At 53.3% G+C, this 20,593-nt stretch carries 23 protein-coding genes and 1 tRNA gene; 8 read left to right on the forward strand and 16 right to left on the reverse strand.

What is annotated here, in order from left to right; all coding sequences use genetic code 11:
* The first annotated feature begins 100 nt into the window (after positions 1–100).
* Positions 101–499: a hypothetical protein gene (locus ACOTZD_RS05610; protein ID WP_023314790.1), complete on the forward strand. Its 399-nt coding sequence runs from the start codon at positions 101–103 to the stop codon at positions 497–499.
* A 59-nt stretch (positions 500–558) separates the two neighbouring features.
* Here the strand turns inward: ACOTZD_RS05610 and ACOTZD_RS05615 are convergent, their stop codons facing one another.
* The 5 genes from ACOTZD_RS05615 to ACOTZD_RS05635 all read right to left on the reverse strand — a co-directional run bounded on the left by ACOTZD_RS05615 (position 559) and on the right by ACOTZD_RS05635 (position 4,434).
* On the reverse strand, positions 559–1,170 hold the full coding sequence (locus tag ACOTZD_RS05615; protein WP_003862873.1) for an outer membrane beta-barrel protein: 612 nt from the start codon (positions 1,168–1,170) through the stop codon (positions 559–561).
* 100 nt (positions 1,171–1,270) lie between these two features.
* Positions 1,271–1,900 carry a winged helix-turn-helix transcriptional regulator gene (locus tag ACOTZD_RS05620; protein WP_003862875.1) on the reverse strand — a complete coding sequence of 210 codons (630 nt, stop codon included), beginning with the start codon at positions 1,898–1,900 and terminating at the stop codon, positions 1,271–1,273.
* A 63-nt stretch (positions 1,901–1,963) separates the two neighbouring features.
* Entirely contained in the window at positions 1,964–3,139 is a 1,176-nt protein-coding gene (locus ACOTZD_RS05625) for an OmpP1/FadL family transporter (RefSeq protein WP_032610079.1), read from the reverse strand.
* 223 nt (positions 3,140–3,362) lie between these two features.
* A complete protein-coding gene (locus ACOTZD_RS05630) occupies positions 3,363–4,031 on the reverse strand; it encodes an isochorismatase family protein (RefSeq protein WP_032610080.1) in 669 nt (222 codons plus the stop codon).
* Between the two features lie 259 nt (positions 4,032–4,290).
* Complete coding sequence (locus ACOTZD_RS05635) at positions 4,291–4,434, reverse strand: hypothetical protein (RefSeq protein WP_015571788.1); 144 nt, start codon at positions 4,432–4,434, stop codon at positions 4,291–4,293.
* Between the two features lie 412 nt (positions 4,435–4,846).
* Here ACOTZD_RS05635 and ACOTZD_RS05640 point away from each other — a divergent pair, with 412 nt between their 5' ends.
* Entirely contained in the window at positions 4,847–5,656 is an 810-nt protein-coding gene (locus tag ACOTZD_RS05640) for a DUF4225 domain-containing protein (protein ID WP_174401932.1), read from the forward strand.
* Here ACOTZD_RS05640 and ACOTZD_RS05645 read toward each other — a convergent pair.
* The 3 genes from ACOTZD_RS05645 to actS form a co-directional block, all read right to left on the reverse strand.
* Positions 5,653–5,967, reverse strand: a complete 315-nt coding sequence (locus ACOTZD_RS05645; protein WP_003862882.1) for a hypothetical protein — start codon at positions 5,965–5,967, stop codon at positions 5,653–5,655. The genes ACOTZD_RS05640 and ACOTZD_RS05645 overlap by 4 nt on opposite strands.
* Before the next feature lie 520 nt (positions 5,968–6,487).
* A tRNA-Gly gene (locus tag ACOTZD_RS05650) sits at positions 6,488–6,561 on the reverse strand.
* Between the two features lie 80 nt (positions 6,562–6,641).
* A complete protein-coding gene (actS, locus tag ACOTZD_RS05655) occupies positions 6,642–7,382 on the reverse strand; it encodes an amidase activator ActS (protein ID WP_174401933.1) in 741 nt (246 codons plus the stop codon).
* 163 nt (positions 7,383–7,545) lie between these two features.
* Here actS and idi point away from each other — a divergent pair, with 163 nt between their 5' ends.
* Positions 7,546–8,088, forward strand: coding sequence for an isopentenyl-diphosphate Delta-isomerase (gene idi, locus ACOTZD_RS05660; protein WP_045342392.1), 543 nt, complete (start codon positions 7,546–7,548; stop codon positions 8,086–8,088).
* Between the two features lie 48 nt (positions 8,089–8,136).
* Here the strand turns inward: idi and lysS are convergent, their stop codons facing one another.
* The 5 genes from lysS to xerD all read right to left on the reverse strand — a co-directional run bounded on the left by lysS (position 8,137) and on the right by xerD (position 14,230).
* Positions 8,137–9,654, reverse strand: coding sequence for a lysine--tRNA ligase (gene lysS, locus ACOTZD_RS05665; RefSeq protein WP_045895027.1), 1,518 nt, complete (start codon positions 9,652–9,654; stop codon positions 8,137–8,139).
* A gap of 9 nt (positions 9,655–9,663) precedes the next feature.
* Positions 9,664–10,762 (reverse strand): peptide chain release factor 2 gene (gene prfB, locus ACOTZD_RS05670; RefSeq protein ID WP_096147815.1). Its coding sequence is split into 2 segments (ribosomal slippage): positions 9,664–10,686 and positions 10,688–10,762, totalling 1,098 coding nucleotides; the frame shifts between segments, so codons are not numbered across the junction.
* Positions 10,763–10,852: 90 nt separating this feature from the next.
* A complete protein-coding gene (recJ, locus tag ACOTZD_RS05675; protein ID WP_174401934.1) occupies positions 10,853–12,586 on the reverse strand; it encodes a single-stranded-DNA-specific exonuclease RecJ in 1,734 nt (577 codons plus the stop codon).
* Positions 12,587–12,591: 5 nt separating this feature from the next.
* The gene (gene dsbC, locus ACOTZD_RS05680; RefSeq protein ID WP_003863443.1) at positions 12,592–13,305 is read right to left on the reverse strand and encodes a bifunctional protein-disulfide isomerase/oxidoreductase DsbC; all 714 of its coding nucleotides are present in this window, start codon (positions 13,303–13,305) and stop codon (positions 12,592–12,594) included.
* A 28-nt stretch (positions 13,306–13,333) separates the two neighbouring features.
* A complete protein-coding gene (xerD, locus tag ACOTZD_RS05685; protein WP_023314794.1) occupies positions 13,334–14,230 on the reverse strand; it encodes a site-specific tyrosine recombinase XerD in 897 nt (298 codons plus the stop codon).
* 101 nt (positions 14,231–14,331) lie between these two features.
* Here xerD and fldB point away from each other — a divergent pair, with 101 nt between their 5' ends.
* Complete coding sequence (fldB, locus tag ACOTZD_RS05690) at positions 14,332–14,853, forward strand: flavodoxin FldB (protein WP_003863440.1); 522 nt, start codon at positions 14,332–14,334, stop codon at positions 14,851–14,853.
* Position 14,854: 1 nt separating this feature from the next.
* On the opposite strand, the gene ACOTZD_RS05695 is transcribed toward fldB, so the two are convergent.
* Both ACOTZD_RS05695 and sdhE read right to left on the reverse strand, forming a co-directional pair.
* The gene (locus ACOTZD_RS05695) at positions 14,855–15,265 is read right to left on the reverse strand and encodes a protein YgfX (RefSeq protein ID WP_022649305.1); all 411 of its coding nucleotides are present in this window, start codon (positions 15,263–15,265) and stop codon (positions 14,855–14,857) included.
* On the reverse strand, positions 15,246–15,512 hold the full coding sequence (gene sdhE, locus ACOTZD_RS05700; RefSeq protein ID WP_003863437.1) for an FAD assembly factor SdhE: 267 nt from the start codon (positions 15,510–15,512) through the stop codon (positions 15,246–15,248). Before sdhE ends, ACOTZD_RS05695 begins: the two co-directional genes overlap by 20 nt.
* A gap of 294 nt (positions 15,513–15,806) precedes the next feature.
* On the opposite strand from sdhE, the gene ygfZ reads away from it, so the two are divergent.
* A complete protein-coding gene (gene ygfZ / locus ACOTZD_RS05705) occupies positions 15,807–16,787 on the forward strand; it encodes a tRNA-modifying protein YgfZ (RefSeq protein WP_174401935.1) in 981 nt (326 codons plus the stop codon).
* Between the two features lie 85 nt (positions 16,788–16,872).
* Here ygfZ and trhA read toward each other — a convergent pair whose 3' ends face one another.
* Positions 16,873–17,532: a PAQR family membrane homeostasis protein TrhA gene (gene trhA, locus ACOTZD_RS05710; RefSeq protein ID WP_003863433.1), complete on the reverse strand. Its 660-nt coding sequence runs from the start codon at positions 17,530–17,532 to the stop codon at positions 16,873–16,875.
* A 266-nt stretch (positions 17,533–17,798) separates the two neighbouring features.
* Between trhA and ACOTZD_RS05715 the strand changes: the two genes are divergently transcribed.
* From ACOTZD_RS05715 to ACOTZD_RS05725, 3 genes are all read left to right on the forward strand, one after another.
* Complete coding sequence (locus ACOTZD_RS05715; RefSeq protein WP_003863431.1) at positions 17,799–18,530, forward strand: MurR/RpiR family transcriptional regulator; 732 nt, start codon at positions 17,799–17,801, stop codon at positions 18,528–18,530.
* A gap of 116 nt (positions 18,531–18,646) precedes the next feature.
* A complete protein-coding gene (bglA, locus tag ACOTZD_RS05720; protein WP_174401936.1) occupies positions 18,647–20,080 on the forward strand; it encodes a 6-phospho-beta-glucosidase BglA in 1,434 nt (477 codons plus the stop codon).
* 124 nt (positions 20,081–20,204) lie between these two features.
* Positions 20,205–20,564, forward strand: coding sequence for a hypothetical protein (locus tag ACOTZD_RS05725; protein WP_003863427.1), 360 nt, complete (start codon positions 20,205–20,207; stop codon positions 20,562–20,564).
* The last annotated feature ends 29 nt before the right edge of the window (positions 20,565–20,593 follow it).

A 20,593-nucleotide genomic window follows, 5' to 3' on the forward strand; every position in this document is an offset into this window, starting at 1 on the left:
AACCTATGAAATTAACGTTTATAAATAAATAAGTTAATTCTTTCGTCGCTGCGGCCTTCAGGGATAATGCTGAGTCCAGTTATTTCCCCGGAGTGATTCGATGAAGAGCCTGCCGTTCTTTTTCGCTGTATTAACCCTCAGCACATTAACAGCCTGTAGTTCTCCCCAACCAGACAATGTTGAAAAAATTAATCATCTGCAAATTCCACTGGTGTTGCCGGGGGAAAAACCACCGCAGGTACAGATATCGCATATCGCGTCTCTTTATCAGGAAAATAAACAGCAGATCGAGACCCTAACGCGCAGCGTAAAATCACAGTATCTACAGGACACCACCGCAAAAGAAATTTTTGTTGCGGACAGTGCCGTTCAACGCGTCTATGCCTCGCTGACCAAGCTGGAACAGCTAGATATGGTTAACCAGCAATACCTGAAAGATAATAATGTCACGGGCCTGCAAAATATTCATATCGTTCTTGAACCGTTATTCACCAGCTGAAAACAAAAAACCCGGCAACTTAAGCAGCCGGGTTTTTATTAATGGGCATATCACGGGCATCAGTCGTACTGACCAAAGCGATAGCTAAGCCCTGCGGTGACGGAACTCAGGTCGCTGCTCACGCCGATCTGGTTAACATTGCCCACGTTGCTTACCCACTGATACTCCAGGCGGCCCGCCCAGTTTTTATTGAAGGCGTATTCAGTACCCACGGCAGCAAGCGGGCGCACACCTGTTTCAAAACGATTGTGACCACTTACATCGGATTCAGCGCGATAGCCCATTGCGCCGGCACGGCCGTAAATATCCCAGTCATTGGTCAGGGCATAACTGGCCTTCAGAGACAGTTGCAGGCCCTGCGTCTTCATTTGCGCCCCTGCGCCATGCTGGCCTTTAATCTGCATGTTGCCTAAATAATCATAACCACCTTCTACCGCAAGCCATGGGGTAATCTGATAACCCGTATAAACACCCCCGCCGACATTATCATGGTCAAAATCGAAGTGATCGGAATGCGTGTTCTCAAACGCTTTTGAACCCATATTGGTATCAAAATAGTGAGACCAGCCGAATTTCGCCCCGCTATACCAGGTGCCCGCATCCGCGGCGGCGAAGGCGGAAGTGGCGGTAAATACATTAGCCACAATTAATGCGATAACTGTCTTTTTCATAAAAATACCGTTTACTTGATAAAGTTAAATCTGAGAAAGCAAACGATATAGAAAATTAACGGCAGCGTTAATTCCATTTCTGTTTAATTTTAAACTTCCGCTAGAATGATTCGGGTAAATGTCTGACTTCAAGCAGGTATCCGCCGCGCTTAAAGGAGATATATTCTCCCTGCTTAAGGGCGGATAATACATTGAGTATACTGCTGCGAGAGAGCAGTGTACGATCCTGAATATATTCCAGAATCGTGGTACGCAGACGCGTCTCTTCCGGGAGCAAAATCATTTCCTGAAGGTGGTTACGAATAACGGAATAGGTACGCTGCTGGAGTACCTGTGCATCACGAAATATTAAATAGGCCGTATGGTATGAAAGCAGCGCGGCGACATCCTCCCAGACGCCCTCGGCGCGAAACAACTCAGCCGCCTTGTCCGCATCGAGACGTAAAATAGTCGACTCCCTTTCCGCACGGAGAAGATGCCCCTGCGTAGGCTGGATCATCTCTGCAATACCAAACAAATGCGGCTCGTAAACGGTCACTACCACCAGTCCATCCGAAGCCCGCAGCAGGGATAACTCCCCTTCCAGAAAGAGGTACATCTGCTGTTTCCCCTTCCGTAACCAGGTGAGTCGCTTACGCGGAACAACGTGCACTTTCTCCGCTATCGGCTCAAGGATAGCGGTCAGTCGTTCGATGGATTTTTCGGGTCGAACAGGCGGTAAAATATGCATGGTACAACCTTCTGACATTCAATATCTGCCATTATAGACCATATATTTTAAGCGGTTAGCCGATCAAAACTGATAGCTGTAGTTGACGCTGGCAAACCAAAGATAAGGATGGTCGTAACTTCCGGCAAACGCCACCGGCGATTTCACATGCGACGACTGCATATGAAGATACGACACGGCAATACCAATATTGCTGGCCGGGGTGATCTGATACTGGGCCCCCGTGCCAAATCGCCACTCATCGCCGGTAGGTAAGGTTAAGGCCACATCGCTCTGGCTTTCATACGGCGAGCTGTCGAACGCCACACCGGCATTCAGTCGCCACTGAGGCGTTGGACGATACTGCACGCCCACCGCACCGTGCCACGTGTCCTTCAGGCGGCTGACGTTGTTCAGCTGCTGGTCCCCGACGACGATTTGCGGCGCGCCGAACTGGCTCCAGTCCTGCCAGCCGAGATCGCCCATAACCGACCACCGCGGGTTAATATCATGCACCAGACTGAGCATGATTTGCTGCGGCGCGCTGATCTGTGCCGACAACGGCAGGTCGTAGGTGCCGTTCTGTAGACGCGCGTTGCCGTCAATATTGAAGCTGAAGTCCGTTTCGCTGTTCCAGGTAATACCGGCTCGGGTCTGGTCAGTTAGCTGCATCAGCAGCCCAAGCCGATAGCTCATGGCCAGGTCTTCATCGCGTCGCTGGTAGTCATCATCGTTAACGCTGCGAGTCAGCGAGAAGTAACCGTAGTTAACGTTGGCGGACGCGCCAATCGAAAGACGGTCGTTAAGCTTATAGGCCAGCGAGGGGCTGAGCGTCATGGCTACCATGGTACTCTTTTTAATCAACCTGTCGCCCGCCCAGCTGCCGTAGTCGATCCCCAGGCCGTAATTACCGTAAAGCCCGATCCCGGCATAAAGATCATCGTTTATCTTCTGGCTATAAAAGGCGCTGGCATTCGGGATGGTTTTCATCACATCGCCGGGGCTTTGATGGGCATCGTTATCCAGCTGGTTGTCGATGGAGCCATCCATAACCTGTAACCCACCGGTGACCATATGATCCGGTAAGCGCGTCATGCCAGCCGGGTTGGTCATGATTGTCGAGGCGTCCTTCGCACGAGCCGCCTGCCCTGCTCCGGCAAGCGCGGTATCTTCGGTGCCGGCTTCATAAAAATAGAGGGCGCTGGCATGGGCACTGGAGACAGCTAATACGCCAGCGCACAGGAGGAGTCGTGTTTTCATCTGTGGTCCGGGAAATAAAAAATTTGCCGACAGATATAACAGGGGCGATTGATTACGTAAAAAGAAAGAGGGTTTAATTTTAAATTATGCGCGGTTCAGCCCCTCTTAATATCTCTGACAATTCAGCGACGTCCGGAATACGACGCCGCTACGTCCTGCACCTGTAATACGCTCAGGTACAGGACGATAAAATCCAGCAACTTTTATACATGTTTATTAGGACTTACTTATAATGCTCCAGATTGGTTTCCGGGCCCGTTCTGGCAATTTCCTGAGCTTTGCCGAAACTTTCAATCAGGCACTTATATTCCGGACAGACATGCTCTGCCAGGATCTCAGCAAAGCGAGAACCTTCCTCGCGGTTCCAGGTTCTCATTAATTCAGCGACAATGGCAAACGTATCGGTAGGGATCGCCCCCGCCTGAGCCACGCGCGCGATGGTGGTATCGGTCGCGATTTTGGACCAGTTCCCCGAGGCATCCACAACACAGTAAACCTTATACCCCTCGTGGACAGCGCTAACCGCAGGGAACGCCATGCAGACGCTGGTGAGCGTGCCGGCAATAATCAGGGTCTTTCTGCCCGTCTTTTCCACTTCCTTCACAAACGCCGGATTATCCCAGGTATTAATCTGCCCGGTGCGTGGAACATACACGGCATGGGGTGCATATTTGTGAATTTCCGGGATGAGCGGGCCATTGGGACCGTCAGGAACAGAGGCCGTGGTGATCACCGGGATATTTAAAAGCGTGGCAACTTTGGCTATCGCTGTCACATAATTACGAAGGTCTGGTACAGGCACATCACGTACCGTGTTGAATAAGCCACTCTGATGGTCGATGAGTAAAATTACAGCGTCATCAGTATCAATCATACCGTTTGTAGCAGCCATATTTCTTTCCTCATGATTTCTTTTACATTGCCGTCAACTCTCCCGGCTCCGCGATTTTACATGCACATGGTCAGGGTATAATGCATTGATAAATCATAATGAATAGTAGTTCGATCCGGTCTGAATACCGCATCATTTCAGGACAATTTCTGGCACGGTACGCTGAGCCATCGACGCTGACGGAAAGCCCTCGTGAGGAGAAAAAATCTTTACAATGCCGTTATGCGGCCATTCGTATTCGTTCGGCTGAAGGCAAGCGTTACTCACTACTGGGATCGCCCTTATCCTCCCGCATGGATTCGATAAACTCCCGTTGCTCCTCTGTGAGTTCAAGCTCATCCAGCAAGCGATCTAACTCTTCTTCAGGTGATTCCTTTTGGTTCTTTCTCTTCCCGGTAGCCATACTCACCCTTGAGTTATTAGGATTAATCTCAGGGTATCCAGGGTACAGGAAATGTGCAACTTAGCGTGTTATGCCATGGGTGATTCCTTGTTTAGCAAAAGAAGGCTTTTTACTACGAAAAGAGAGCTTTGTGCCTGTTGCAATAAAGCGAGGCAAATTGCAGCGTAAGCAAAGCGGTGTGACGCAGTGGCAACACCAGAATATTTCATGCAGATCCAGTGAAATTATTAGGCGGTTAATCGTTCCACTCAGCGGATCTATAATAGAGCCGGGGATATTTTAAGCAGGAGGAAGTAAACTGGGAGGATAAAGAGACGGGACACCCACGGGGGTGGGTTGTGAAAGTATTTCCTATGGTCTTCGACCTTATTGCACCTAAAATGACCAGACACATTTTGGGAAGGAGTCTTTAATGGATATTGCGTTGCTTAACAGGGGCTGGAACAGAACATGGTCAGATACCATGGTGAATCTAGAGGCCCGGAAACTCGTCGAAACAGCAAACCGGCTGTCAGCATTCTATTTGCAAGATGGTCTTACACGTATCAAGTTTGTCGAAGAGATAAAACAGGTTGTAGATAAAGAATTTGAAACAGCACGACGAGCTAAAACCGATGAAGAATGCATTGCATGCATCAAAAATCTGCGTGCTGAAACAGATAATCTACACGAACAAGAACGCCTGTTAAGAACCAGAGCCGCACAGCTTTACGCGAAGGTCGAGTTTGTTAAGGAAAATAATAAAATCGTCGGTTATGTTATATCCGCCGTAAACGTGGTGCTATCAGGCGTGGTTCTCTTTGGTGGCTTTATGATGTTATCCACTATGGGGCCGATTGGTATGCTGGCTGGGGCAGTCCTGATTGCCGATGGAATGAACGGATTAACGAAAGAAGTGCTCAACTTTGATCAGCCAGAAGGACATAAACCCTCGCAAGGTATCATTGCTGACTCCGCGATGCATACGGCCCAGTTCATGGGATTTAATCCTAACACGGGCTTGGCTCTCTATAGTGGTGTTACTCTCGGTGCCAGTGTGTACAGCATTGTAGGACTCGCTCGAAAAACTGGAGCCTGGAGATTATTTCGCTGGCTTCCACACGATTACTATCGCAAAGTCAGCACAATGAGCACTCCTAAGCTAACAATGAAGATTGTCGGTTATGGTGTTAAAGCAAAAGTGATTTACGATCTATTGACAACCGAAAATGGAACCAGTTAATCCTTGATAGTTTTTCGGTAACGCCAGGATTTATAGGAAATTACCGGCGGCTGCGCGAAGGACATAATGGCAACCCCAAAGATCATCGCCAGCCCCCATGCAACTGCTCTATCAGGTGAGCTGAAGACGATAAGTAGCAGTAGGATTAAGGCACACACAGCCACCACTCCCGCCAAGGTAACAAATCGCCTAGCGAGGTCATTTATGGCCTCTCCAAGCGTTCCTCCATATTTTTCAATGTTGCTTTTTATCTTCTGCAATTCGGGCTGCGTAAACCCTGAACGTAACAAAGCCTCATCAGTCACTTTCATATCGTCTCGTCCCTTATCTCCCAGAAGTGTTTTCCCAATCGCTGATTGTGCAAGCAATCATACTGATGAACTTTACAGCAATCCACATGATGTTTGTCCAATGAATCAGATTTCAGACAATAGAAGCCATAAAGCCCCGTTGGTGATACAGCAACAAGTGGAGCCGTTAGGCGACAACATCAGACTGTCAGAGGGATCACACCTTATCAGGATAACCGTGTACCCTTGCGGGAGCGTGGCTGAAACGCTGATAGATCCTACATGTCGTTTGTAGGTACGTTATCACCATAAACCTGTTTTCGGGAGTTATGCCAGATATGCGGCTTTTAGTTCGTTGTTGTGCTGTCGCGGTAAGAAACTGGAACCACCGCCAGCGTGGATGATATGTTTCCTTGTACTACAGACCCTGTCACGCGACGCCAGATACGGGCATAGAACATTGGGTAGTTTTAGTTGTACCTGCTAAAGCGGAGCAAAGTAACTAACTGATAAATTATAACTTGTTAATTTATGAGGAGACTGGAGCGGGCGAAGGGAATCGAACCCTCGTATAGAGCTTGGGAAGCTCTCGTTCTACCATTGAACTACGCCCGCTTTGAGGTGCGTAAGGCATTATAGACCTTACGCCTCTTCATACAAGCCTTTACCCCACTAAGTGGCGATTAAATAATCACTTAGCACTTCGGCTTACTGCCCTGCGCCGGAAGATAACGCTGCGGATCGATGGCTGTGGCCTTATAGCGGATCTGGAAGTGCAGCTTCACCGTATCCGTCCCGGTACTGCCCATGGTCGCAATCTTCTGCCCCGCCTTCACGTTCTGCCCGTTATTGACCAGCATCGTGTCGTTATGCGCATAAGCAGTAATGTAGTCCTCACCATGCTTAATCATGATCAGGTTACCGTATCCACGAAGCTGGTTACCGACATAGACCACCTTCCCGGCCCCTGAAGCGTAAACCGGCGTGCCGCGTGCGGCAGCGATATCAATACCTTTATTGCCACCTTCCGAGAGCGAGTACGGCGCAACCACTTTTCCGCTTGCAGGCCAGATCCAGCAGCGCTGACCGACCGGCGGCCAGGATGATTTAGGCACCTGATAGGATGGCGTGACTTTGGCTGTTTTACGCGTTGAGGACTTTTTCCCTGAGGAAGAACCGCCGTTAACCTTGAGGTTCTGCCCTACCTCAATAGTATACGGTGGAGAAATATTATTCAGGCGCGCCAGCTCCTTCACGCTGGTTCCCGTGGCGCGTGAGATGCGGTAGAGCGTGTCCCCGCGCTTAACGGTATAGACTGCACCGGAATAACTGCCCATATCCGAAGATTTACTCCCCGAGCATCCTGCTACAAGTAGCGTCAGCGTCAGGCAGAAAACGGCAATGATCGGGTTTCTCGTCAGGCTTCCTGCAAACAAAACAGCTCCTCGGTCAGCGTGAATGGCGCACTATGATAGCAGCCCAAACTGATGCGGGTCATGCCCTTTTCCGCTCTGTGGGCCAAACCGTTCGCATAAGAATGCAGTATAATAATTCCGCTGATGGTGCTGAACCATTAAGCATTTTGGCACTGGAGCATCAATGAGTATTCAAGAACACGTTATTTTGGTAAATGACCAGGGAAAAGTGATTGGCACTCAGGAGAAGTACGCCGCGCACACGTCACACACCCCGCTACACCTGGCCTTCTCTTCATGGCTGTTTAACGCTAACGGAGAATGTCTGATCACCCGTCGCGCCTTAAGTAAAAAAGCCTGGCCCGGCGTATGGACCAACTCCGTTTGCGGTCATCCACAGGCCGACGAAGCGACAGAGCAGGCGATTATCCGCCGCTGCCGCTTTGAAGTCGGCGCCGAAATCACAGACATCACCCCCATTGCCCCGGAGTTCCGCTACCGTGAAGCCGACCCGTCAGGGATCGTTGAAAACGAAATCTGCCCGGTCTATGCCGCCCGCGTAACGAATACCCTCGCAATCAATGAAGATGAAGTGATGGAATATCAGTGGGTGGAGCTGGACGCGCTATTCCGCGCGCTGGACGCCACACCGTGGGCATTTAGCCCGTGGATGGTGCAAGAAGCGAACACTGCGCGTGAAAAACTCAGCGCCTTCGCGGCGCAATAAAAAAGCCCCGGCGATAAACGCACGGGGCTTTTTTTACGTCTTAACGGCTTATTTCACCGGACGCATCGCCGGGAACAGGATCACGTCGCGGATGGTGTGGCTGTTGGTGAACAGCATCACCATACGGTCGATACCAATACCCAAGCCAGCCGTCGGCGGCAGGCCGTGCTCCAGCGCGGTCACGTAGTCTTCGTCGAAGAACATCGCTTCGTCATCGCCTGCCGCTTTCGCGTTAACCTGATCCTGGAAGCGCTGCGCCTGATCTTCTGCATCGTTCAGCTCGCTAAAGCCGTTACCGATTTCGCGGCCACCAATGAAGAATTCGAAGCGGTCAGTGATTTCCGGGTTCTCGTCATTACGACGCGCCAGCGGAGACACTTCCGCCGGGTATTCGGTGATGAAGGTAGGCTGAATCAGGTGCGCTTCGGCCACTTCTTCGAAGATCTCGGTCACGATACGGCCCAGGCCCCAGCTCTTCTCAACCTTAATACCGATGCTTTCAGCGATCGCTTTCGCAGAGTCGAAGTTATCCAGATCCACCATATTGGTTTCAGGACGGTATTTCTTGATCGCTTCGCGCATGGTCAGTTTTTCGAACGGCTTGCCGAAGTCGAACACCTCTTCACCGTAAGGTACCTGGGTGGTGCCCAGAATGTCCTGCGCCAGGGTGCGGAACAGGGATTCGGTCAGCTCGATCAGATCTTTGTAATCCGCATAGGCCATATAGAGTTCCATCATGGTGAACTCTGGGTTATGACGTACGGAGATACCTTCGTTACGGAAGTTACGGTTGATCTCAAACACGCGGTCAAAACCGCCGACCACCAGACGCTTCAGGTACAGTTCCGGCGCGATACGCAGGTACATGTCCAGGTCCAGGGCGTTGTGATGGGTGATGAACGGACGAGCGGAGGCTCCGCCTGGGATCACCTGCATCATCGGGGTTTCTACTTCCATAAAGTCGCGGTTAACCATGAACTGGCGAATGCCGGCCATGATCTGGGAGCGAATTTTGAAGGTCTTACGGGATTCATCGTTAGAGATGAGATCCAGGTAACGCTGACGATAGCGCGCTTCCTGATCCTGCAAACCGTGGAACTTGTCCGGCAGCGGGCGCAGGGCTTTTGTCAGCAGACGCAGCTCGGTGCAGTGGATAGACAGTTCACCGGTCTTGGTTTTGAACAGTTTACCTTTAGCGCCCAGGATGTCGCCCAGGTCCCACTTCTTGAACTGCTCGTTGTAGATGCCTTCCGGCAGGTCGTCACGAGAGACGTACAGCTGAATGCGGCCGCCAACGTCCTGTAAGGTCACGAAGGACGCTTTACCCATGATACGACGGGTCATCATGCGGCCCGCCACGGACACTTCAACGTTCAGCGCTTCCAGCTCTTCGTTCTCTTTACCGTCGAAGTCTGCGTGCAGTTGGTCTGAGGTGTGGTCACGACGAAAATCGTTCGGGAACGGCACGCCCTGCTCGCGCAGCGCTGCCAGCTTCTCGCGGCGGGTTTTCAGTTCGTTGTTAAGATCGACTACCGCGTCAGCGCCCTGTGCTTGTTGTTCAGACATGTTGGTTCCTCATAACCCTGCTTTCAAACTTGCTTCGATAAATTGGTCCAGGCTGCCGTCCAGCACCGCCTGCGTGTTACGGGTTTCAACCCCGGTGCGCAGGTCTTTGATGCGGGAGTCATCAAGGACGTAAGAACGGATCTGGCTGCCCCAGCCGATATCGGACTTGTTGTCTTCCATCGCCTGCTTCTCAGCATTTTTCTTCTGCATCTCCAGCTCATAAAGCTTCGCTTTCATCTGCTTCATGGCCTGGTCTTTGTTCTTATGCTGGGAACGGTCGTTCTGGCACTGTGTTACCAGCCCGGTTGGAATGTGGGTAATACGCACCGCAGATTCCGTACGGTTAACGTGCTGACCACCCGCGCCGGATGCGCGGTAAACGTCGATACGCAGGTCCGCCGGGTTGATGTCGATATCGATATCTTCATCCACTTCCGGGTAGACAAACGCGGAGCTGAAGGAGGTGTGACGACGGCCGCCGGAATCGAACGGGCTCTTACGCACCAGGCGGTGAACGCCGGTTTCAGTACGTAGCCAGCCGTAGGCGTAATCGCCAATAATCTTGATGGTGACGGATTTGATACCCGCCACTTCACCTTCGGATTCTTCGATAATCTCGGTTTTGAAACCGCGCGCTTCCGCCCAGCGCAGGTACATGCGCATCAGCATGCTCGCCCAGTCCTGTGCTTCGGTACCGCCAGAACCTGCCTGAATATCGAGATAGCAGTCAGCGCTATCGTATTCGCCGGAGAACATGCGACGGAATTCCAGCTGCGCCAGCTTCTCTTCCAGCACGTCGAGCTCTGCCACGGCTTCGTTAAAGGTTTCTTCGTCGTCGGCTTCGACAGCCAGCTCCAGCAGCCCAGAAACATCTTCCAGACCCTGCGCCATTTGATCCAGCGTATCTACGATGGCTTCGAGGGAAGAACGCTCTTTACCCAGCGCCTGCGCGCGTTCAGGTTCGTTCCAGACGTCCGGCTGTTCCAGCTCGGCGTTTACTTCTTCGAGACGCTCTTTCTTGGCATCGTAGTCAAAGATACCCCCTAAGAACGTCAGAGCGCTCCGTGAGGTCCTGAATGCGGTTTTTTACCGGATTAATTTCAAACATGGTCTGTTTTCTTTTATGAGCTTGTCAAAATGCGGTGATAAGAGCGGGATTGTACCGAATCCACGCCCTTTTTTATAGAGATTACTGACGCTAAATTGGCCAGATATTGTCGATGATGATCTGAAGGGAGCGGTTACCGCGGAACTCGTTAATATCCAGCTTATAGGCCAGCTCAACCTCGCGCACGCCGTTGTCCGGCCAGATGGAGGTATCAACGTTAAAGGCGATGCCGTCGAGCAGCGGTCCGCCGCCGACCGGTTCCACCATCACTTTGAGATGGCGTTCGCCCACGATGCGCTGTTGCAGCAAACGAAAACGTCCGTCGAAAAGCGGCTCCGGGAACATCTGCCCCCACGGGCCGGCATCGCGCAGCATCTGTGCCACCTCCATGGTCATTTCAGCCGGTGAAAGCTCACCGTCAGAAACCACTTCACCCTGCAACAGAGCCGGATCGATCCACTCGGTGACCAGTTCGCCAAACAGACGCTGGAACTCGTCGAACTTCGCCTCTTCCAGCGACAGGCCTGCCGCCATCGCGTGACCGCCGAACTTAATCATCAGGTTCGGATGCAGCGTATCCAGACGCTCCAGCGCATCGCGCATATGCAGCCCCTGAATGGAACGACCGGAGCCTTTCAGCGTGCCGTCCCCGGCGGGGGCGAACGCGATCACCGGGCGGTGGAAACGCTCTTTAATACGCGACGCCAGAATGCCCACCACGCCCTGGTGCCATTCGGGGTGATACATCGCCAGCCCGCCCGGCAGGGTGTCACCGCTGCGCTCCAGCTTTTCGCACAGGGTCAGTGCTTCGGCCTGCATCCCCTGCTCAATCTCTTTACGGGTCTGGTTGAGTGCGTCCAGCTCACTGGCCAGCACGCGCGCTTCGCCGATGTTGTCACACAGCAGCAGCGCGACGCCAACCGACATATCGTCCAGCCGCCCCGCCGCGTTCAGGCGCGGGCCGAGGGCAAAACCCAAATCGCTTGCCGCGAGCTTCAGCGGATCGCGGTTGGCAATTTCCAGCAGCGCCTTAATCCCCGGACGGCATTTACCTGCCCGAATGCGGCTTAAGCCCTGCCAGGTGAGAATACGATTATTGGTATCGAGCGGTACCACGTCCGCCACGGTTCCCAGCGCCACCAGATCGAGATACTCCGCGAGGTTCGGCACGGCAATCCCGCGCGATTCGAACCAGCCCTTATCACGCAGCAACGTGCGTAACGCCAGCATCAGATAAAACGCCACCCCTACTCCGGCCAGCGATTTCGACGGGAAATCGCAGTCGCGCAGGTTCGGGTTAATGATGGCTTCGGCGGCAGGCAGGGTTTCTCCTGGCAGGTGGTGATCGGTGACCAGTACCGGGATCCCCAGCGCATGGGCATGATCGACCCCCGCATGAGAAGAGATCCCGTTATCCACGGTCATGATCATCTGTGCGCCACGGGCATGGGCCTGATCGACCACTTCCGGGCTGAGGCCGTAGCCGTCTTCAAACCGGTTCGGCACCAGGTAAGTCACGTTATCACAGCCCAGCGCACGCAGGCTGAGCACGCTCAGCGCGGTACTGGTTGCGCCGTCGGCATCGAAATCGCCCACCACGACAATCCGCGTGCCTTCCCGGAACGCGTCGTAGAGCATTTCAGTCGCTTGTTCGATGCCACTCAGCGCTTGCCAGGGCAGCATGCCTTTGACGCTGCGCTCAAGATCGCTTGCCGTACGCACGCCACGGCTGGCGTACAGCCGCTTGAGCAGCAGCGGAAGCGTGTCTGGTAAATCCGCGGTTTCACCCGCATCGCGGCGGCGCAGTTTTATCGGGGCTTTCACGCGAATTATTTACCACCCATCTGTTTCTGGTGCTCGTCGAGGAACGCTTTCATCTCTTTTGGCCCCTGGTAGCCCGGCACCACATAGCCGTTACTCAGCACAATGGCTGGCGTACCGCTCACGCCAAACTGTACGCCCAGCGCGTAATGGTTAGCGATGTCGATATCGCAGGACGCGGGCTTCACGCCTTTGCCGTTCATCGCGTCATCAAAGGCCTTGTTGCGGTCTTTCGCACACCAGATCGCTTTCATATCCTGCTCAGGCTGGCTCTGCACGCCAGCGCGTGGGAAAGCCAGGTAACGCACGGTAATGCCCAGCGCGTTGTAGTCTTTCATCTCTTCATGCAGCTTGTGGCAGTAGCCGCAGGTGATGTCGGTGAAGACGGTAATAACGTGCTTTTCCTGCGCCGCTTTGTAGACAATCATCTCTTTTTCGAGCGCGTTCAGGTTTTTCATCAGCAGCTGGTTGGTGACGTTCACCGGCTGCGCGCCGCTCACGTCGTACATGGGTCCCTGAATGATGTGCTTACCGTCTTCGGTCACGTACAGCACGCCGCTGTTGGTCAGCACCGTTTTCATGCCAGCCACCGGCGCTGGCTGGATCTCGCTGCTGGCGACGCCGAGTTTCGTCAGAGACTGTTTAATGGCGGCATCATCCGCATGGGCAAAACCGGAAACCGAAGCTGCCAGCAGGGTGAACAGCGCTAAAGACTTTTTCATATATGTTCCTGTAACAATTCGTCGGCACTCACGCGCGAGGGTGGTGCTGTTGGTGTAGCTGCCGCAGGCGTTCCGTCGCGACATGGGTGTATATTTGCGTCGTTGAAAGATCGCTGTGTCCAAGCAACATCTGCACCACGCGTAAATCAGCGCCGTGGTTTAACAGATGCGTCGCGAAGGCGTGACGCAAAACGTGCGGCGACAGCTTCTCACTGTCAATACCCGCCAGTGTGGCGTAATGTTTAATGCGATGCCAGAACGTTTGTCGCGTCATCTGCTGCGCGCGCTGGCTCGGGAACAATACATCTATGGAGACGCCGTTCAGCAGCCACGGACGCCCGTGTTCCAGATACGTCTCCAGCCAGTAGACCGCCTCTTCACCCAGCGGCACCAGCCGTTCTTTGTTCCCTTTACCGATAACGCGCACCACGCCCTGACGCAGGCTGATATCGCTCATCGTCAGGCTCACCAGCTCGGAAACGCGCAAGCCCGTGGCGTACAATAGTTCAAGCATGGCTTTATCGCGTAACTCCAGCGGAAGGTCAACTGCGGGCGACTGTAATAATCTCTCAACTTGTGCTTCGCTGAGATCTTTTGGCAGCCGCTGAGGCAGTTTAGGCGATGCCAGCAGTGCGCTGGGGTCATCCGCGCGGATCTTCTCGCGGTACAGGTGCTGGAACAGGCGGCGCATGGCGCTCAGCAGACGCGCGGAGCTGGTGGCTTTGTACCCCCCTTCCATCCGCTCAGCCAGCAACCCTTGCAGGTCATCGCTTTGCGCGCTTTCAAGCGTCAGCCCCCGATGCGCCAGCCACTCGACCAGCAGCGTGAGATCCCGACGATAGGCGCTGAGCGTATTTTCAGCGAGGTTTTTCTCCAGCCACAGCGCGTCGAGAAACTGTTCGATGAGTGCGAGATCCTTTTCCACATCAGCCCCTTTGGTTCTGCAATCTGGCCATTATGCCTGATTGCCATCGGTTTCTGGTACACTACGCGCAAAGTCATAGCAAGAATTGAGATAGTTACGCGATGAATATTGGTCTGTTCTATGGTTCCAGCACCTGCTACACCGAAATGGCGGCGGAGAAAATTCGTGACATCATTGGCCCGGAACTGGTGACGTTGCATAACCTGAAAGATGACGCGGTTGCCTTGATGGAGCAGTACGATGTGCTGATTCTGGGTATCCCTACCTGGGACTTTGGTGAGATTCAGGAAGACTGGGAAGCCATCTGGGATCAGCTCGATTCAGTCAATTTTGAAGGCAAAATCATTGCGATGTACGGCATGGGCGACCAGTTGGGCTACGGGGAGTGGTTCCTCGACGCGCTCGGCATGCTGCATGACAAACTGGCGCCAAAGGGCGCGACGTTTATCGGCTACTGGCCTACGGAAGGCTATGAGTTCACCAGCCCAAAACCCGTCATTGCCGACGGCCAGCTGTTTGTCGGGCTCGCGCTGGATGAAACCAACCAGTACGATCTCAGCGACGAGCGCCTCCAGACCTGGTGCGAACAAATTCTGGGTGAGATGGCCGAGCAGTTTAGCTGATTTATTCCTGCGTCGGCTGTTGCACGATTAGCCGACGCAGATCCCGCCACTCCGCGGGATCCATACTGTCTGCGGCCAGCCACAGGTGCTGGCGACGGTTGTCCTCGACCCGACGCAGCCGTAGCATCATCCCGGTGTTGAGCATCCACGGCGTCCCTATCATTTCCCACTCTTTTCCCTGCCAGCGCAGGCGAGAATCCATCAGCAGCTTAATTTCACCCTGACGGGCGTTGATTCGACGCTGGCTGCGCACGCTATCAAACACCACAAACGACAGCAAAAGCAGCCACAGAGGGGTATAGCTTAGCGGCCACGGCACCAATAACACCATTGCCGCGACCAGACCGTGGAGCAGTAAGGACATCCACTGTGAGCGCCACGAGACGCGAAGATCAGATTGCCACAGGACCACGTTCCTGATTCCGTGTTTGAATTAATTGCACCATCCGTTGCAACTCGGTGTCGGCGGGCTTGCCGTGATTCATCAGCCAGTTGAATAAATCCGGATCGTCAGACTCAAGCAGACGGACAAACAGGCGCTTATCGTCATCGCTTAAGCTGTCGTACTCATACTCGAAGAAAGGCATGATGGAGATATCAAGTTCACGCATGCCGCGACGGCACGCCCAGTGAATACGGGCCTTGTTGTTAATATCCATGTTCTGTTTCCTGCATTACGTTTGGCACAGTCGGTATCCCGTTCGGTATTCATTATTGCTCTCCGGGAACACCTGCTAGTGTAACGTGTTTTTGACCGTTTCTTTACTGGAATATTGCGAACCTCGAGCAGGCTTCCTGAATAATCCTTATAAAGACAGCGGATTACACTATTTTGCGTAGCGCCACGCATAACCGCGTAATGGCACGAATGGCCTGCTGAAAGCGCTTGCATTGAATACAGTCTCTTTTACCATTAGGTATTATCAAAGCGTTAAGCAATTCAGGACATCACTATGGCATTTACACCATTTTCTCCTCGCCAGCCCGCCGCCTCTGCGCGTCTGCCGCTGACGCTGATTACTCTTGATGACTGGGCACTGGCGACACTGACCGGTGCGGACAGCGAAAAATACCTGCAAGGCCAGGTCACGGCGGACGTGGCGCAGTTGACTGAGCACCAGCATCTGCTGGCCGCGCATTGCGATCCAAAAGGCAAAATGTGGAGCAACCTGCGTCTGTTCCGCCGTCAGGACGGATTCGCCTTTATTGAGCGCCGCAGCCTGCGTGACGCCCAGCTTAAAGAGCTAAAAAAATACGCGGTCTTTTCTAAAGTCACCATCGCCCCGGACGATGAACACGTTCTGCTGGGGGTCGCGGGTTTCCAGGCGCGTGCAGCGCTGAAAAACCTGTTTGCCGAGCTACCGGATGCTGAAAAACAGCTGGTCAGCGAGGGAGCGACCTCCATTCTGTGGTTCGAGCACCCGACGGAGCGCTTCCTGCTGGTAACCGACGAAGCAACGGCGGAACGCGTCACTGACGCCCTGCGCGGTGAAGCACAGCTCAACAACAGCCAGCAGTGGCTGGCGCTGAACATCGAAGCGGGCCTGCCGGTCATTGACGCGGCAAACAGCGCGCAGTTTATCCCGCAGGCGACAAACATCCAGGCGCTGGGTGGTATCAGCTTTAAGAAGGGCTGCTACACCGGTCAGGAAATGGTGGCGCGTGCGAAATTCCGCGGCGCGAACAAACGCGCCCTGTGGACGCTGGCTGGTCACGCCAGCCGTGTGCCGGAAGCGGGTGAAGATCTTGAGAAGAAGATGGGCGAAAACTGGCGCCGTACCGGCACCGTGTTAGCCGCCGTCCAGCTCGATGATGGCCGCCTACTGGTGCAGGTTGTCATGAATAATGATATGGAGCCCGACAGCGTGTTCCGCGTGCGTGATGATGCAAACACGCTCAGCATTGAGCCGCTGCCGTATTCACTGGAAGATTGATGCTGTATCGCCCGGTGTTGATATTCACCCTCTCCCTGTGGGAGAGGGTCGGGGTGAGGGCATCAGACCGCACCTTACAAAAAAACTACACCTGCCCAACATACAGATAAATTGCCAGGAAGTGACACACGCTGCCGCCCAGCACAAAGCCGTGCCAGATGGCATGGTTGTACGGAATACGCTTGCAGACGTAGAAAATCACGCCCAGCGAGTAGACCACACCGCCCACCGCCAGAAGCGTCACGCCCCCCACCGCCAGCTTAATGGCTAACTGATACACCACAATCAGCGACAGCCAGCCCATTGTCAGATAGGTAACCAGCGACAACACTTTAAACCGGTGCGCAATGGTCAGCTTAAACAAGATCCCCAGCAGCGCCAGGCTCCAGATCACAATCATCAGGCCACGCGACAGCGGTGAGTTGAGCCCCACCAGCAAAAACGGCGTATAGGTACCCGCAATAAGAAGATAGATAGCGCAGTGGTCAAATTTCTTGAGCCATATCTTCGCCCGTTGATGCGGAATCGCGTGATACAGCGTTGAGGCAAGGAAAAGCAGGATCATACTCCCGCCATACAGGCTGTAGCTGGTAATGGCCATCGCGCTGGCGTTGGTATCCACTGCCTGTACCAGCAATAACACTAAGCCGACAATCCCAAAAACCAGGCCAATGCCATGGCTTATACTGTTGGCTACTTCCTCAGCCAGCGAATATCCCTGTGCGATTAATGGTCTGCTCACCATACTTAACTCCGGGAAAACAAAAGATGATTATTCATCGCCAGTCTATGCTAACTGAGAATGATTCCAGTGAACACCTGTTAGCTAAAATAAATCCATAATCAAGATTTATCCTTATAAATCAGTACAATGCAAAAGCAATCCACCGCACAGGTGTAAATGATTTTATTAACACCTGAGTAATCAAGGAGATAAATCCGTCTCCCGCCCTTCGTCATCATGGTATGCTTCAGGAATAGTGTCCGACAGCGAGTTTAGCCATTGTGAGTATGTTCAGCCATTCCGCCATTGCCAGCCTCAACAATCTGGAAATGATGGTCTACAACTATGTCATTAAGAACCGCGATAAAGTGATGTACATGACCATCCGCGAGCTGGCGGATGCGGTGGGCGTTTCCACTACCACTATCCTGCGCTTCTGCCGCAAGCTCAACTGTGATGGTTACTCGGAATTTCGGGTGCGCTTTAAACTCTATCTGGAGCAGAACGAGCCGCAGCAGGCGAATTTTGGTGCCAGTGAAATTATCAGCTTCTTTAAAAGCGTAAATAACGAAGAGTTTGATGCGCTATTAGATAAAGCCGTCGATATTATTTTATCATCTGAACGAATTATTTTTGTCGGTGCGGGCACCTCCGGATCGCTGGCAAAATATGGCGCACGTTTCTTTTCAAATATCGGCAAATTCAGTAACCATATCGACGATCCTTATTTCCCGGTCACTAACGACATGGCTAAAAATGCGCTGGCCATTGTACTCTCCGTCTCCGGCGAAACCGAGGAGATCCTGCGCTTCGCCAGCCAGTTCAGCCTGCATCACTGCAAGGTGCTCTCCGTCACCAGCCATGAACATTCTCGTCTCGCAAAGCTGGCGGACTTTAACCTCTCCTGGCATGTCCCGCAAACGCGTATTGGCGGCGTTTACGATATCACCACGCAAATTCCCGTCATCTATATTCTGGAATCATTAGGCCGAAAACTGGCGAAGAAATTAACAGAATAAAACATCTTGTTTTTTTGATGTGACAAATTACAATTTCCACAAATTGTTATATCGTGACATTTAATTCCGCTTTGCTAGACTCGAAATCAATAAGTCCTGAATTGAGAATAGCAAAGATGAAAAAACTCACCTTACCGAAAGATTTTTTATGGGGCGGCGCGGTGGCGGCGCACCAGGTTGAAGGCGGCTGGAACAAAGGCGGCAAAGGGCCAAGCATCTGCGACGTGCTCACCGGCGGCGCACACGGCGTTCCGCGTGAAATCACGCAGGAAGTGATTGAAGGCAAATATTACCCGAACCACGAAGCCGTCGACTTCTATGGCCATTACAAAGAAGATATTAAGCTGTTTGCCGAGATGGGCTTCAAATGTTTCCGTACCTCCATCGCCTGGACGCGCATCTTCCCGAAAGGCGACGAAACTCAGCCAAACGAAGAGGGGCTGAAGTTTTACGACGACATGTTCGATGAACTGCTGAAGTACAACATCGAGCCGGTGATCACCCTCTCCCACTTTGAAATGCCGCTGCATCTCGTTCAGGAATATGGCGGATGGACCAACCGTAAAGTGGTCGATTTCTTTGTGCGCTTCTCGGAAGTGGTATTTGAGCGCTACAAAAATAAGGTCAAATACTGGATGACCTTCAACGAAATCAACAACCAGCGCAACTGGCGTGCGCCGCTGTTCGGCTACTGCTGCTCTGGCGTGGTCTATACCGAGCACGACAACCCGGAAGAGACCATGTACCAGGTGCTGCACCACCAGTTCGTGGCCAGCGCGCTGGCGGTGAAAGCCGCACGCCGCATTGACCCGGAGATGAAAGTCGGCTGCATGCTGGCGATGGTGGCGCTCTATCCTTACTCCTGCAAGCCAGAGGACGTCATGTTTGCTCAGGAATCCATGCGCGAGCGCTACGTCTTTACCGACGTGCAGCTGCGCGGCTACTACCCGTCTTACGTACTGAACGAGTGGGAGCGCCGTGGGTTCTCCATCAGGATGGAAGCGGGCGACGAGCAGATCCTGCGTGAGGGCACCTGCGACTACTTAGGTTTCAGCTACTACATGACCAACGCGGTCAAAGCGGAAGGCGGCACCGGTGACGCCATTTCCGGCTTCGAGGGCAGCGTGCCGAACCCGCACGTCAAGGCGTCCGACTGGGGCTGGCAGATTGATCCGGTAGGCCTGCGCTATTCGCTTTGTGAACTGTACGAACGTTATCAGAAGCCGCTGTTTATCGTCGAAAATGGTTTCGGCGCCTACGACAAAGTGGAAGAGGACGGCAGCATCAACGATGACTACCGCATCGACTACCTGCGCGCCCACGTGGAAGAGATGATGAAGGCCGTGACCTGGGACGGCGTGGATCTGATGGGCTATACGCCGTGGGGCTGCATTGACTGCGTCTCCTTCACCACCGGCCAGTACAGCAAGCGCTACGGCTTTATCTACGTCAACAAGCACGACGACGGTACCGGTGACATGTCCCGCTCCCGTAAGAAGAGCTTTGAGTGGTATAAAACCGTGATTGCCAGCAACGGCGAAACGCTGTAATGGCTCGCCCTCTCTGCAAGCGGAGAGGGCAAACCGCTTATCTTCCAGACACTTCTTTACAGCTTTTGCGTTGCCAAAATATGTTCGCCCGATAATATAGGCGTCCTGAATATTTGAGGCGAACATGATCAAGCGACAACGCAACGCTATCCTGCTTGTAGCCCTGGCCTGCCTGGTGGTGCTGATATGCACCGCCCAGCGGATGGCCGGGATGCACGCGCTTGTCATGAACGTCACCGCCACGAGCCAGTCTGTCCAGCAGGGGCAGGAGAGTACCGACGCACCGGTAACCCCGTGTGAGCTTAGCGCCAAGTCGCTGATGTCGGTCCCGCCTGTTTTGTTTGAAGGCGCCCTGATTGCCGTCACCCTGCTGCTGGCGTTGCTGGCAGCCAGCCCGCCGCGCCGCGAACGGCAGTGGCCTCCCCGCGTTATCTCCCCGCCCCGGTTAAGGGTGCATCTGCGATTATGCGTCTTCCGTGAATGAGCCTTCGCCTGTTACTTCAGGTTAATTCA

This window comes from Enterobacter cloacae complex sp. SHL022 (assembly GCF_049237785.1).
Lineage (GTDB): Bacteria > Pseudomonadota > Gammaproteobacteria > Enterobacterales > Enterobacteriaceae > Enterobacter > Enterobacter hormaechei_C.